Here is a 14,589-nt window from a genome sequence, read left to right on the forward strand (position 1 = left end):
ACGCTATCGCCCCGTGAAGAGGGTCGCGCCGCAGCCTGGTGACCACTCCACCCGGCCGTCGGTCGTCATCCGCACCCATTCGACGCCCCACCGGTGCGCCAGCGCCGGTCCGCCGTCGAAGAAGAGCGCGGTCGCGGCCGCATCCGCGTGCATGGCGTCTGGTGCGAGCGCCCAGGTCGCGGCGATGGTGCGCACCGGCTCGCCGGTGCGGGCGTCGAGCACATGGTGCAGCCCGTCGCCCCAGGCGCGGCGATTCGTCGCCGATGCGCAGAGGGCCGCATCGGCGACCTCCCAGACGCCGATCGCGCGCTGCGGGTCGTACGGGTGCTCGAGCGCGATCCGCTGCGCCGCGCCGCGCACGGCGATGTCTCCCCCTGCGTCGACCACGAGGTCTCCCCCGGCGGCGTGCTGCGTCTCCGCGAGCACCAGATCCACCAGGCGCCCCTTCCCGAGCGCGCCGACGTCGATCAGCGCGGGTGCGGCGAGGGCGAGTCGCCCGTCCCGCCAGGTCAGGAGGTCGGTCCATGCGGCCGGTGCCGCGGACGGCCCCTCGTCGCGCAGCGAGTAGGCGGCGTCGTAGCCGCGCCGCGCGAGGGGTCCGCCGACGAGCGGGTTCACGGCGCCGTCCGTGGCCTCCGACAGCTCCGCGTAGACCGCGAGCATCGGCGCGGCGTCCGCCGGCGCGGGTGCCGACCCGCCCGCCGCGAGCCGCGACACGAGCGAGTCGTCGCGGAACCGCGACCACTCCAGGTCGAACGAGGCGATCGTCTCCGTCACGGTCGTCCGCACCGACGGGGGAAGCGCGTGGGCGGACTCGATCTCCCACACGGTGCCGATGGCCTCGAACCGCCACACGACCCGCTCCGGCGCCCTGCTCACGGGATCAGGCCGCCGCATCCGCCTTGATCTGATCGATCGCCTCGTTGAACCCGCCGCTCGTGAGCGAGGAGCCGGCGACCCGGCTGACCGAGATCTCGTCGATGTCCTTGCCCACGACGACATCGGCGATCCCGCCGATGAACTCGCCCTGGTACTGCTCGGACTCGCGCCTGGTCGGGTTGCCCGTCACCTCGACGGCGGTGATGACGTCGTCTGCGAGGGTGACCGTGACGGAGATGGTCTCGACCGATTCGGGCGTCGCGTACGACCCCTCGGCCGTGTAGGTGCCGTCGGCGTAGCTCGCGGTCGACGAGTCGCCCGTGTCGCCGGACGCGCTCGACTCGCTGCTCGGCGCGCTGGACTGCTCGCCGTCGACGTCGGTGGTGCCGCCGCCGGTCGTGGAGCAGCCGGCGAGCAGGACGATCCCGGCGACGCCGGCGAGACCGGCTCCGACGCGGAGCGGACGGGGGGCGGCGGGAGTGCGGATCATGGGGTCCTCCTTCTGCAGCGGTACGGGGGGATGTCCCACGCTAGGCGGGTCCGCTCGCCATGGTTGCCGAACCGCCTATGAGACCGCTTTGAATCAGCGTCGCGGCCCGGCGTCGCGCGTGCGCAGCACGCCCTTGAGCACCTCGACGAGGAAGAAGATCACGACGGACAGCAGCAGCGGCAGCAGCCACGACTGCGCGCCCAGCGGGACCGACTCGAAGAGCACGTTCATGAACGGCACGTAGGTGAACACGAGCTGCAGCGCGATCAGCGCGGCGGCCGAGATCCACACCATCCGGTTGCCGCGGAACACGTCAGTTGTGATGCTCGACCGCGTCAGGAACCGGCAGTTGAGCAGGTAGGCGAGCTGACCGAGTGCGAGCATGAGCACGGCCTGGGTCCGTGCGTACTCGACGGCCACGCCGACGGCCACCTGCGTGTAGAACACCCCCATCGCGGCGGCCGCGATGAGGACGGACACCACCAGCACGAACCCGAACTCGCGCCCGTCGATGATGCCCCCGCCCGTGCGGCGAGGCGGCCGCGACATGATGCCCCGCTCGGCAGGCTCGTACGCGAGCGCGAGCGAGAGCGTCAGCGCCGTCACCATGTTGACCCACAGCACCTGCACCGAGGTCAGCGGCAGGGTGAGCCCGAAGACCACGGCGATGAGGATGACCAGCGACTGCGCGCCGTTGGTGGGCAGCAGGAAGACGACCGACTTCCGGAGGTTGTCGTAGATGCGGCGGCCCTCGCGGATCGCGCTGCGGATCGTGGCGAAGTTGTCGTCCGCGAGGACGATCTCGGCGGCCTCCTTGGTCGCCTCGGTGCCCTTGATGCCCATCGCGATCCCGACGTTCGCCCTGGTGAGGGCCGGCGCGTCGTTGACCCCGTCGCCGGTCATCGCGACGACCTCGTCGTGTGCCTGCAGCGCGCGCACGATGCGGATCTTGTGCTCGGGGCTGGTGCGGGCGTAGACGTCGACGTCGCGCACCACCCGGGTGAGCTGGTCCTGGCTCAGCGCCTCGAGCTCGGCGCCGGTGAGGACGCGCACGTCGTCGCCGCTGACCAGGCCCATCTCGCGTCCGATCGCGAGCGCCGTGCCCGCGTGGTCGCCCGTGATCATCTTCACGCTGATGCCGGCGTGGTGGCAGTCCGCGATCGCCTCGATCGCCTCCGGCCGCGGCGGGTCGACGATGCCCCACACGCCGAGGAACTCGAGGTCGTGCAGATCGTCGATGCCGAGCCCGTCGGTTCCGGCGGGCACCGGCCGACGCGCGGCGGCGAGCACCCGCAGCCCCTGCGCGCTGAGCTCGTCGACGACCCCGTCCCACCGCGCGCGGTCGAGCGGCTCGGCCCCCCGCAGGCCGCGCTGCGATCCGGACCGATCGAGCAGCCGGTCAGGAGCCCCCTTCACGAGGATCGCCCGCGACGAGTCGGAACCCTCGTTGAGGGTCGCCATGAACTTGTTCGCGGAGTCGAAGGGCAGCACGCCGACGCGGGTGCTGCCGCCGGCGTTCACGGCACCCTTCATCGCGACGACCTTCAGGGCACCCTCGGTGGGCTCCCCGACCAGCGCCCAGCCTCCGTCGCCGGAGGCCGCGGCGGGGTCGGCCACGATGTGGGCGTCGTTGCACAGGGTCGCCACGGCGAGGATCGCGGCGAGGTCGCCGCCGGACTGCCCCTCGCGCGGCTCGATCGCGCCGTCGGGGTCGTACCCGAGACCCGTCACGTCGTAGGTCGCGACGGGGGTCACGATGCTGCGCACGGTCATCTCGTTCTTCGTCAGCGTCCCGGTCTTGTCGGAGCACACCGTGGTGACCGAGCCCAGGGCTTCGACCGCGGGGAGCTTGCGGGTGATCGCCTGCCGCTTGGCCATCTGCTGCACGCCGATCGCCAGGGTGATCGTGACCAGGGCGGGCAGCCCTTCCGGGATGGCGGCGACCGCGAAGCCGATCGCCGCGGAGATGAGGTCGTCGAACGGCATCTGGTGCAGGAACCGGCCGATCAGCAGCATCACGGCCGCCATCGCGAGGATGACGATCGTGAGGAGCCGCCCGAAGTCGTCGAGCTGCCGGGTGAGGGGCGTGGCGAGCGAGCCGGCCTCGTCGGCGAGCGTCTGGATCTTCCCGATCTCAGTCGAGACGCCGGTGCCGGTGACGACGCCCCGGCCCTGTCCGGCGGCGACGATCGTGCCGGAGAACGCCATCGACGTGCGGTCGCCGACACCGGCGTCGTCGTCGACGGGGGCGAGGTCCTTGGATGAGGGCACCGACTCGCCCGTCAGCGCCGATTCGTCCACCCGCAGCTGGAAGGCCTGCGTCAGCCGCACATCGGCGGGAACACGATCGCCGGGCATGAGCCGGACGATGTCGCCGGGGACGAGGTCGGACGACGGGATCGTGCCCCACCCTCCGTCACGGCGCACGCTCGCGTCGGCGGACAGCATCCCCCTGATCCCGGCCAGCGCCTTCTCGGCGCGCCCCTCCTGGATGTAGCCGATGACGGCGTTGATGATCGCGACCGCCATGATCACCCAGAAGTCCAGCCAGTCCCCCATCACCGCCTTGATGACGGCGGCCGCGAGCAGGATGTAGATCAGGGTGTCGTTGAAGTGCACGAGGAAGCGCACGATCGCGGGCTTGCGGGCGGGCTCCGGCAGCTGGTTGGGGCCGACGCGTGCGAGTCGCGCGCGCGCCTCCTCGCTCGAGAGACCGTGGCCGTCGGTGCCGAGCGCGGTGACGACGTCGTCCGCCGACCGGGCGTGCGGACGGACGATCGCGAGGTCGGCGTCGGTGAGCTGAGCTGTCATGGTTCCTCCCGGATCCGGCAAGCTCAGGCTAGTGTCAGGCGGCTCCGTCGAACATGCTCGTGACGGATCCGTCTTCGAAGACCTCGTGGATCGCCCGGGCCAGCAGCGGGGCGATCGGCAGGATCGTGAGCGTCGGGAAGCGCTTGTCTTCGGGCACAGGCACGGTGTCGGTGACGACGACCTCGTCGATCGCCGGGCTCTGCAGGCGGTCGGTGGCGGGCGCGCTGAAGATCGCGTGGGTCGCGGCGACGATGACGCGCTCGGCGCCGTTCTTCTTCAGTGCCTCCGCGGCTTTCACGATCGTGCCGCCGGTGTCGATCATGTCGTCCACCAGCAGGCAGACGCGACCGGCGACCTCGCCGACGATCTCGTTGACGGTGACCTGGTTCGCCACATTCGGGTCGCGGCGCTTGTGGATGATCGCCAGCGGGGCGCCGAGGCTGTCGGACCACTGGTCGGCCACGCGCACGCGGCCGGTGTCGGGCGAGACGACGGTGAGGAGCGCGCGGTCCGCCTCGGAGAGCGTCTTCTCGAAGTACTCGAGCAGCACCGGCTTGGCGAACAGGTGGTCGACGGGCCCGTCGAAGAAACCCTGGATCTGCGCGGCGTGGAGGTCGACGCTCATCACGCGGTCGGCACCGGCGGTCTTCATCAGGTCGGAGACGAGGCGGGCGCTGATCGGCTCACGGCCGCGGCCCTTCTTGTCCTGGCGCGAGTACGGGTAGTACGGGGCGACGACGGTGATGCGCTTGGCGGACGCGCGCTTGGCCGCGTCGAGCATGATGAGCAGCTCCATCAGCCACTCGTTCACGGGCGGGCCGAAGGACTGGATGATGAAGGCGTCGCAGCCGCGGATCGAGACCTCGAACCGGGTCAGGATCTCGCCGGAGGCGAAGGTGCGGTGCTCGGTCGGCACCAGCTCGGTGCCGATCGCCTCGACCACCTGCCGCGCGAGCTCGGGGTGCGAGCTTCCGGTCAGGACGACGAGTCGCTTCTTGGTCTTGGCGACCAGACCCGGCGCGATGTCGTGCTCGCGATCGAGATCAACCGTCTTCTTCTTGCGAGCCATCGTCCGCCTTCTGTGCGGACCGAGCCTTGACCACGGCCTCTGCCGCGCCCGTTCCCGGTCTGTTCTTCTCGACCCACCCCTCGACATTGCGCTGAGGGGCGACGCTGAGTGCGAGGGCCCCGGGTGGCACATCCTTGCGGATGACGGCACCGGCTCCGGTCTTCGCTCCGTCTCCGATCCTAACGGGCGCGACGAAGACGTTGTGCGAACCGGTGTGGACCTCGTCGCCGATCTCGGTGCGGTGCTTGGCCAGGTCGTCGTAGTTCGCCGTGATCGCCCCCGCGCCGAGGTTGACGTGCTCCCCGATCGTGGTGTCGCCGATGTACGACAGGTGGGGCACCTTGCTGCCCCGGCCGATCGACGAGTTCTTCGTCTCTACGAAGGTGCCGATCTTGCCGTCGGCGGCGAGCACGGTGCCCGGCCGCAGGTACGCGAACGGGCCGACTGTCGCCCCGGCGCCGATCACCGCGAGGGTCGCGTCGGTGCGGCGCACGGTGGCGCCCTCGCCCACCTCGCAGTCCACCAGGCTGGTGTCGGGGCCGATGATCGCGCCCTCGGCGACCGTGCTGGCCCGCAGGATGTGCGTGTTCGGCAGCACGGTCACGTCCGGCGCGAGCGTCGCCGTCACGTCGATCCAGGTGGTCGCCGGGTCGAGGATCGACGCGCCGGCGAGCTGCCAGCGGCGCACGGTGCGCGCGTTCAGCAGCCGCGCCGCCTCGGCCAGCTGGGCACGGTCATTGACTCCGAGCGTCAGCGCCACGTCACGGACGACGGATGCCGCCACCCCGAGGGCCTGGGCACGCAGCAGTCCGATCACGTCGGTGAGGTACTTCTCGCCCTGCGCGTTGGCGGTGCCCACCTGCGCGAGCTGGGCGCGCAGCGGCTCGGCCTGGAAGACGTAGACGCCGGCGTTGATCTCGGTGACCGCCGCCTCGTCGTCGGTGGCGTCCTTCTGCTCGACGATCCGGTCGACGTCGCCCGCCTCGTCCCGGATCACCCGGCCGTAGCCGGTCGCGTCCTCGAGCACGGCGCTCAGGAGAGTGACCGCGGTCCCGCCGGCGCGATGCGCCCGGATCAGGCCGCTGAGGGTGTCTGCATCGAGGAGCGGCACGTCGCCGCTGAGCACCAGGACGTCTCCCGAGTAGTCGGGCAGCGCGGCGAGCGCCACCTCGACGGCCCTGCCGGTGCCGGGGACGTCGTCCTGGTCGACGACGACGATCCCCGGCGAGACGCCCATGACGGCCTCGGCGACCTGGTCGCGCTCGTGGCGCACCACGACGAGCACGTGCGCGGGCGCGAGATCGCGCGCGGTGTCGAGCACGTGGCCGACCAGCGGCCGGCCGCCGATGCGGTGCAGCACCTTGGGCACCGACGACTTCATGCGGGTGCCCTGGCCGGCGGCCAGGATGATCACGGCGAGCGACGGATCCGCGGTGTTCTCGGTCATGCTCCGCCGCCAGGATTCGAACCTAGACCTCACAGCTCCAAAGGCTGTCGTGCTGCCATTACACCACGGCGGACCGCGGCCGCCGGTGGTGCGGCCGCGGTCCAAGTCTGCCAGCCCTCAGCGCCTCACGACGACGGCGAGCGACGTGCTCGAGGTGGTCCCGGCCGCGTTGACGAACTCGACCCGGTACATGTGCGTGCCGATTCCCGCGCCCTTCACCTGCAGTCGCGCGGTCTGCGCGCTCGGGGTCTTGGCCGCGAGCGGACCCTCCGAGGCCAGCACCCCGTCCTGGTAGAAGCGGTACGAGGTGGCGTTCGTGCCCCACCACATGTTCGCCGTCACCACGAACGAGCCGTCGGTGTCCCAGTTGTCGTGGCTGAGCACCGGGGTGCCCGGCTTCGCCGCGGTCACCTTCACCATCACCGGCTGCACGGCGGTGGCGCCGCGGGTGTTGACGACCTCGCCGGTGTACACGTAGGTGCCGTCGGTGCGGCCCGTGATCCGCACGGTCGCGGTCTGCGCCCGGCGGTCGCCCGCGTAGTCCAGCGCCACGACGTCGACGAGCTCGCCGTTCTCGTAGAGGCGGAACGAGGAGCCGTTCACGCCCCACCAGAGGTTCATCGTCACCCGGTAGTCGCCGTCCTGCAGCCCGGTGTCCTGCCCGTTGTCGTGCGAGAGGACGCCCTTCGCCGGTGCGGCGGTGGCGCTGTCGGCATCGCGGCGCACGAGACCGGCCCGCGCGTCGGCGAGCAGCGTCCGCGCCTGGCCGATGCGCGCAGCGGTCGGCCAGTCGGCGTCGGCGACGACGCGCGCCCTCGCGAGCGCTGCCTCCAGCGGCGCCCACGACCAGGCGGTGTAGGCGCCGCGGTCGAGAGCGGATGCTGCCGCGATCGCTTCCACGAGCGCACTGTCGTCGACAGGGTCGCCGGCCCGGGCGAGCCGGATCTCGTCGACCGTGCCCCAGGCGCCCGCGCTGAGCGCGAGCGAGGCCGTCACCGTGAGGGCGTCGCCGTCGTCCACCGTGACGAGCCCCGTGGTGGCGGTGCGGAACACCTGCCACCCGTCCAGTGCCAGGGGCGCGCTCGCGCGCCCCTGGGCAGTGGTCGCGCTGATCGTCAGTGCATCGCCCGCGCCCTCGCCGTCGCCCTGGGTCGTGGCCCGCAGGGCGTACGTGCCCGCGGAGACCCCCGTGATGCGCTGCGACACCGTGAACGCGTACGCGCTGTCGCTCCAGAAGCTCACCGCGCGCGCTCCGGCCGCCGCGTCCGCGGTCTGCCCGATCGACGCGCCCGGCCCTGCGACCGTCCACGCCGACGACGCGGCGTCCTCGAAGCCCGGATCGAGCACCCACTGCCGCTCGGTGACGGTGACCGTCGCCGTCGCGGTCTCGCCGCGCGCCGTGCCGGGGATCGCGTACTCGCCCGGTCCCTCGATCCACGACACGGCGTCCGACCAGGTCACCGGGACGCGCTCGACCGCGCCGTTCCACGAGGTGAGCGCGACCGTGGTCGGAAGGGCGATCGCGTCACCCTCGACCACCGTGAGCGCGACGGGCGCGATCTCCGGCGCGGGCGCCTCGCCGATCAGCTCAAGCTGCGCGAACGCGGCGTCCATGCGCGCGAGAGCCGCGGTGACGCGGGTCTGCGTGGGCGTCGTGGCGGCCAGGACGACCTCGGAGATCTCGACGGCGTCGTCGAGCACCGCGAGCGAGGCCGCGGTGATGATGTCGCGGTCGAGCCCCTCAGCGCGTTCGAGGGCGGCTTCGAGCGCGCTCGTGTCTGCGGCATCCGGCGCGAGCCGCGCGAGCACGACATCGTCGAGGGTGCCCCAGGCACCAGCTGACAGCGTCGCCGAGATCGTGACCGTCACGGTCTCGCCGGCAGCCACAGCGACCGGAGCGGTGGTCGGGGTCGACCACTGCCGCCATCCGGTCATCGCGAACGGCGCGCCGGCGGTCGCCCCTGATGACGTCGTCACGGCGATCCGGACGGTGCTCGCAGCATCCTCCCCGTCGCCCTGCAGCGCCGCCGAGGCGGTGTACTTGCCGGCCGTGCTGGCCGTGACGGTCTGCGACAGCGAGTACGTGTATGCCGCACCCGAGTAGAAGTGCGCCGAGCGGGTCCCCGAGTGCGGATCGTCCGTGGCGCGCAGGGTCAGCGGACCGGTGGCCCGCCACATGCTGACGTCGGCCGCTTCGAAGCCGGGGTTGCGCAGCAGGTTCGACGCCAGCACGGTGACGGTCGCGACCGTGGCATGGCCGGATGCGGTCCGCCCGTCGACGCGGTACGCCCCTGGCCCGTCGATCCACTCTGCGGCCTCCGACCAGGTCACCGCCTCGTCCTCGGTCGAGCCGTCGTTGTAGGAGATCTCGACGGTGGCGGGCAGGGCGATCGGATCGCCGTCCGCGAACGTCAGGGCCGGCTTCTCGACGGAGGTGACCTCGCGCGGCGCGGTCGCGCCGGTGCGGGCGTACGCGAAGGTCCGCAGCGACTCCAGCGGCACGCCGTCGTGGTCGAAGAGCGCCTGGTTGTCCCAGGCCGACCCGCCGTACCACTCGCCCGCGTCGTCGGGGTCGAACTCGCCCGCGTAGCTCGATGCCCACCCTGAGCCGTCGCGCTCCCAGAGCACCTTGTTCTGCGCCAGGTCCTCGGGCGGCCCGACCGGCAGCCACGCGGGCTCCCAGTAGAAGACGCCGATACCCGCGTCTCCCACCCCGACGACGGCGGCGATCACGTCGCGGAGCGCGGTGGCCTGGCCCTGCACGCTCACCGGGTACTGCGTGGCCTCGCTCGGCAGGTCGATGACGTTGCCGTGCCCGTCGCCGTCCTCGAGGGTGTAGGCCCACGAGGTCTCGGCGACCATCACGTCCTTGCCGTATGTGTCGGCGACCTGGCGGAGGACGGTCGTGAGGTTGCTCAGGCTGCCGTGCCAGTACGGGTAGTACGACGAGGCGAACACGTCGTAGTCGACGTCGTAGTCGCTGAGGCTCTTCGCGTACCCGGCGTACCGGCCGGAGGTCTCGGGGTTGGTGAAGTGCACGGCGACGAGCGCGTCGGGAAGCGTCGCGCGGACGGCGGCAGACCCGGCCGAGAAGATCTGCGCCATGCCGGCCCAGCCGGTCACACCGGCGATGCCGTTGTTCGTCTCGTTGCCGATCTGCACCATGCGCACGTCGACGCCGGCGTCCTCGAACTGCTGCAGCGCATCGGCGGTGTACTCCCCGACGGCCGTCGCCTTCTCGGGGACCGACAGCGACGCCCACGCCTTGGGCGCCTTCTGCTTGGCGGGGTCGGCCCAGAAGTCGGAGTAGTGGAAGTCGACGAGGACCCGCAGACCCGCGTCCGTCGCCCGCTCGCCGATCTCGACCGCGCGGGCGACGTCGACGTCGCCGCCGCCATAGCCGTTGCCCTCCGCATCGAAGGGGTCGTTCCACACCCGCACCCGCACGTCGGTGACGCCCGCGTCGGCCAGGACCGCGAACAGATCGGCGGGTTCGCCGTCCTCGTCGCGGAAGACGACGCCGGAGTCCTCCAGCGCCAGCGCGGACGACACGTCGACGCCGTTGATGAAGTCCTCGGGGAGTCCGTCGACCTTGTCGACCACGATGCCGGCCTCGACGGGACCGTCGACCGCCGCTGCCGGAGCGACCATGCCGAGTGTCACCGCCCCCGCCGTGGCCGCGATGGCGGCGATCCTCATCCAGCGGGTGTGCGGGCGTGCATGCATCTTCTCGTGCTCCGATCCTCGTCGATCGATGGCTGTGACCGGTCACAGTCACTGGGAACGGTCACAGTCTCTCGCACGCGTCGAGCGGAATCAACCCCCATAATGGGCGGGTGGCACACGAGTCCGACGAGGTCGATCGCATCGTCGAGGCCTGGCTCGCCCAGCGGCCCGACCTCGACTTCTCCCCCCTCGAGGTCCTGTCGCGGGTCGACCGGCTCTCGCGTCACCTCGACCGCGCCCGGCGCGAGGCGTTCCGGCGCAGCGACCTGGAGCCGTGGGAGTGGGACGTGCTGTCCGCGCTCCGCCGGGCGGGCGAGCCGTACCGGCTGAGCCCCAAGCAGCTGCTGCAGCAGACGCTCGTCTCCAGCGGCACCATGACGAACCGCATCGACCGCCTCGTGGGCCGGCGGCTCGTGCGACGAGAGGCCGACCCGGACGACGGGCGCAGCATCCTGGTCATCCTGACCGAGGACGGCCGCACGCGCGTGGATGCCGCCATCACCCGGCTGGTCGACGCGGAGGCCGTGCTGCTCGGCAGCCTCAGCCGCGCCGACCGGGAGCGGCTCGCGGCGCTCCTCCGCAAGCTCAGCCTGGGCTTCGACGCCTGACCATCGCCCGTGCCGCGGCGCTCAGCCGACGAGTTCGGTGAGCTCGAACCAGCGGCCCTCGGCGTCATCGCGCTCGGCCTCGAGTCCGCTGATGCGCTGCATCTCGGCGGCCAGTCCGACGTAGTCGCCCTGGTCGTGCTCGGCGAGCGCCGTGCGCGCGGCGGTGATCTGCGCCTCGAGCTTCTCCATGCGGCGCTCCAGCGCGGCGAGCTCCTTCGTGGCCGCGCGCAGCTCCGCTCCGGCCAGGCCGGCGGGCGCAGCGACGGCGGCGGCGGGCCCCTGCACGGCATCCGCGTCGTCGCGACGGCGCAGACGCAGGTACTCGTCGACGCCGCCGGGCAGATGCCGCAGACGCCCGTGCAGGATCGCGTACTGCTGGTCGGTGACGCGCTCCAGGAAGTACCGGTCGTGCGAGACGACGAGGAGCGTGCCCGGCCAGCTGTCCAGCAGGTCCTCCAGCGCCGCGAGCATGTCGGTGTCGAGGTCGTTGGTGGGCTCGTCGAGGATCAGCACGTTCGGCTGGTCGAGGAGGATCAGCAGCAGCTGCAGGCGCCGCTTCTGACCGCCGGAGAGGTCCTTCACGGGGGTCGACAGCTGGGCGCTGGCGAAGCCCATCCGCTCGAGCAGCTGACCGGGGGTGAGCTCCTGCGCCTTGGACCCCGCACCGAAGGTGTAGGTGGTGCGCAGGCGCGCGATGACCACGCGCACCGGGTCGTCGAGGTGCTGCTCGAGCTCGTCGAGGCGCTGGGTGAGGGTCGCGACCTGCACGGTCTTGCCGCGCTTGACCCGCCCCGACGTGGGCTCGACGGTGCCGGCCACGAGGCCGAGCAGCGTGGACTTCCCCGCGCCGTTCACACCGAGGATGCCGGTGCGCTCGCCGGGTGCGATACGCCACTCGACGTCGCGCAGCACCTCGTGCGCGCCGACGGGTGCCGGGTACGAGACGCCCACGTCGAGCAGGTCGACGACGTCCTTGCCCAGCCGGGACACCGCGAGCGACTGCAGGCCGACCCGGTCGCGGATCTCCGGCACGTCCTCGATCAGGGCGTTCGCCGCGTCGATGCGGAACTTCGGCTTCGAGGTGCGCGCGGGCGCCCCTCGGCGCAGCCAGGCGAGCTCCTTGCGGGCCAGGTTCTGGCGGCGCTGCTCGATGACGGCCGACTGCCGGTCGCGCTCCACGCGCTGCAGGATGTAGGCGGCGTAACCGCCGTCGAAGGGCTCGACGATGCGGTCGTGGACCTCCCACGTGCGGGTGCAGACCTCGTCGAGGAACCACCGGTCGTGCGTGACGATGAGGAGCCCGGCCGCGTTCGCGGGCCACCGGGTCTTCAGGTGCGCGGCGAGCCAGGCGATCGCCTCGACGTCGAGGTGGTTGGTCGGCTCGTCGAGCATGATGATGTCGTGGTCGCCCGTGAGCAGCTGCGCGAGGGCCACCCGCCGCCGCTGTCCGCCGGAGAGCGAGCCGAGCCGCGCGTCCCAGGGCAGTCCGCCCAGGAGTCCCGCGATCACGTCGCGCACCCGCGCGGAGCCCGCCCACTCGTGCTCGGGAGTGTCGCCGACGACCGCGTGGCCGACGGTCTCGTCGTCGGGGAGGGTGTCGGCCTGGTCGAGGACGCCCACCGTCACTCCCCCGCGCACGGTCACGCGGCCGGCGTCCGGCTCCATCCGCCCCGCGAGCATGGCGAGCAGGCTCGATTTGCCGTCGCCGTTGCGGCCGACGATGCCGATGCGGTCGCCCTCGTCGATGCCGAGGGAGACGGCGTCGAAGACGACCTTGGTCGGGAATTCGAGGTGGAGGGCTTCAGCCCCCAGAAGATGCGCCATGTCCTCTCCAGGGTAGGCGCATGGTTCCGGGTGCTACGCCACCTCGACCTCTTTCCAGAAGGCGAGGTAGCCGGAGAAGTCCCTGCCGACGCGCTCGATGCCGGTCGGATACGGGGTGGGATAGGCCCATGCGCGGTCGGCGAGCGTCTGGTCGCCCTCGTGGACCGAGTAGTACTGGCACTCGCCCTTCCAGGGGCAGGTGTACGGCGTCGGGCTCTCCTGCAGCAGACTGAAGTCGACGCTTGCGGGCGGGAAATACCAGTTGCCTTCGATGCGGATCAGGTCGGACTCCGGGGCCTCGGCGTAGACGGTGTCACCGATTCGTGCTCTCAACGCAGCTCCTTGCTCTCGCGTCCTCCGAGCCTACGTGGCGTGCGCGGGGCGGGGGCCGATCAGTACCAGAAGCTCAGCCGCGGGCTCTCGTGCCACGCGAATGTGCGCGCGAGAGCCACCACATCCGACGCGCGCAGGCGCCCGGCGGTGGCGAGCGCCGCAGCGGAGACGCCGCCCAGATACAGGGCCGAGAGCTCCGCCGTGCCCAGCTGGACGCGCACCGCGCCCTCGGGGGCGTCCCCCTCCCACGGTGACACCGCTCCCGCGCCGTCCGCGTCGACCCGCAGCACCCAGCGGCCTCCGCCGATGCCGAGCGGGTCGGCCACGTCGAGCGCGAAGACGCCGGCAGCGCCGTAGCGCCGTGCTGTGAGGGCGGCCGGCACGTCGAGCACCCGGACGTACTGATGGTCGCGCACCGTGATCACGGCGGCCCGCTGGTCGGCGATCATCCACAGCAGCGGCTCGTCCAGCGAGAGCTCGCTGGCGCGCACCTCGCCGATCAGGTCGAGCTGCAGGAAGAACCGCCACAGGCCCGCGTACGCGTCGTCGTCCCCCGCGAGCAGCAGGTGGACGTGCGCGATCGACTTCGTGAAGTCGTCGTGGTTCTCCTCCACCGAGTAGACCGCGACCCCGGTCACGTCGCCGTCGAGGCCCGCGTACTGCACGGCGCGGACCTTGCCCGGATCCTCCGCGTCGGGGCGCGTGCGCGCGAGCCGATCCCAGTGGCCGCCGGGCATCTCGATCTCCCCCGCCCTGCGGGTGCGCCCTCGTTCGTGCACCTGCGGGGCGAGCTCGCGCCACCGCTCCCGCGAGATGAAGTCCACGCGGCCGGGGGCGGCGGGCCCGGTCCAGCCGGCGCGGCGTGTCTCGATGCGCAGCGACACGGCGGCAGCGGCCGAGGCGAACCCGTAGCGGCCGTAGAGAGTGGACTCGCTGACCGTGAGGACGGCGACGGGCACGCCGAGTGCGTCCGCGGCGCGCAGCTCGCCCTCCATCATCGCCCGGGCGATGCCGCGCCGGTGGTGGGTGGGCGCGACCGTGACCGAGCTGATGGCGCAGGACGGGATGCTGGTGCCCCCCGGCACCGTGAGCTCACTCACCCACGAGGCGAAGGTGCCCACCGGCACGGTCGGCTCCGGTGCGCTGTCGTCGAACACGCCGATCAGCCGCCGCTGGCCGAGCCGCTCGAACGCGGCGGCGCGGTGCAGATCGCTGCGCTCGCCGTCGAGGAAGCCGCGCGCGACCGCATCCAGCCAGGAGCCGAAGCCCGGTCGGTCGTCGTTCGGCACGCGCGTCAGCCGCAGGCCCCGGTCGGCCAAGGCCGCCGCTGCGGCGCCGTCCACCGGCCCGTCGTGGTGGGTGCGCACGAGATCGTCCATGGTCGCTCCGTTCTGGGGGGGGT

Annotated in this window: 10 protein-coding genes and 1 tRNA gene; 1 reads left to right on the forward strand and 10 read right to left on the reverse strand. The window is 72.0% G+C overall.

Translation table 11 applies throughout. The features are described 5' to 3' along the window. Nucleotides 1-3 precede the first annotated feature (3 nt). The 7 genes from Microterr_RS08960 to Microterr_RS08990 form a co-directional block, all read right to left on the reverse strand. Nucleotides 4-897, reverse strand: coding sequence for an FAD:protein FMN transferase (locus tag Microterr_RS08960; RefSeq protein WP_263798306.1), 894 nt, complete (start codon nucleotides 895-897; stop codon nucleotides 4-6). Continuing rightward, nucleotides 884-1,369, reverse strand: a complete 486-nt coding sequence (locus tag Microterr_RS08965) for an FMN-binding protein (RefSeq protein ID WP_263798305.1) — start codon at nucleotides 1,367-1,369, stop codon at nucleotides 884-886. The genes Microterr_RS08960 and Microterr_RS08965 overlap by 14 nt, the downstream gene beginning before the upstream one ends. 93 nt (nucleotides 1,370-1,462) lie before the next feature. Further along, nucleotides 1,463-4,180, reverse strand: a complete 2,718-nt coding sequence (locus Microterr_RS08970; protein ID WP_263798304.1) for a cation-translocating P-type ATPase — start codon at nucleotides 4,178-4,180, stop codon at nucleotides 1,463-1,465. Nucleotides 4,181-4,214: 34 nt separating this feature from the next. Next, nucleotides 4,215-5,249, reverse strand: coding sequence for a ribose-phosphate diphosphokinase (locus Microterr_RS08975; protein WP_263798303.1), 1,035 nt, complete (start codon nucleotides 5,247-5,249; stop codon nucleotides 4,215-4,217). Beyond that, nucleotides 5,224-6,696, reverse strand: a complete 1,473-nt coding sequence (glmU, locus tag Microterr_RS08980) for a bifunctional UDP-N-acetylglucosamine diphosphorylase/glucosamine-1-phosphate N-acetyltransferase GlmU (RefSeq protein ID WP_263798301.1) — start codon at nucleotides 6,694-6,696, stop codon at nucleotides 5,224-5,226. The genes Microterr_RS08975 and glmU overlap by 26 nt, the downstream gene beginning before the upstream one ends. A gap of 1 nt (nucleotide 6,697) precedes the next feature. Continuing rightward, nucleotides 6,698-6,769: transfer RNA gene (locus Microterr_RS08985), tRNA-Gln, on the reverse strand. Nucleotides 6,770-6,813: 44 nt separating this feature from the next. Further along, nucleotides 6,814-10,395, reverse strand: coding sequence for a glycosyl hydrolase 53 family protein (locus Microterr_RS08990; protein ID WP_263798300.1), 3,582 nt, complete (start codon nucleotides 10,393-10,395; stop codon nucleotides 6,814-6,816). 137 nt (nucleotides 10,396-10,532) lie between these two features. Between Microterr_RS08990 and Microterr_RS08995 the strand changes: the two genes are divergently transcribed. Beyond that, the gene (locus Microterr_RS08995; protein ID WP_263798299.1) at nucleotides 10,533-11,030 is read left to right on the forward strand and encodes a MarR family winged helix-turn-helix transcriptional regulator; all 498 of its coding nucleotides are present in this window, start codon (nucleotides 10,533-10,535) and stop codon (nucleotides 11,028-11,030) included. A 21-nt stretch (nucleotides 11,031-11,051) separates the two neighbouring features. Here the strand turns inward: Microterr_RS08995 and Microterr_RS09000 are convergent, their stop codons facing one another. From Microterr_RS09000 to Microterr_RS09010, 3 genes are read right to left on the reverse strand one after another with little or no spacing between them, the layout of a single operon-like run. Further along, nucleotides 11,052-12,854: an ABC-F family ATP-binding cassette domain-containing protein gene (locus Microterr_RS09000; RefSeq protein ID WP_263798298.1), complete on the reverse strand. Its 1,803-nt coding sequence runs from the start codon at nucleotides 12,852-12,854 to the stop codon at nucleotides 11,052-11,054. Between the two features lie 33 nt (nucleotides 12,855-12,887). Then, nucleotides 12,888-13,187, reverse strand: a complete 300-nt coding sequence (locus tag Microterr_RS09005; RefSeq protein WP_263798297.1) for a DUF427 domain-containing protein — start codon at nucleotides 13,185-13,187, stop codon at nucleotides 12,888-12,890. A gap of 59 nt (nucleotides 13,188-13,246) precedes the next feature. After that, complete coding sequence (locus Microterr_RS09010) at nucleotides 13,247-14,566, reverse strand: GNAT family N-acetyltransferase (RefSeq protein ID WP_263798296.1); 1,320 nt, start codon at nucleotides 14,564-14,566, stop codon at nucleotides 13,247-13,249. Nucleotides 14,567-14,589: the final 23 nt, after the last annotated feature.

The sequence above is a fragment of the Microbacterium terricola genome, from assembly GCF_027943945.1.
Taxonomy (GTDB): domain Bacteria; phylum Actinomycetota; class Actinomycetes; order Actinomycetales; family Microbacteriaceae; genus Microbacterium; species Microbacterium terricola.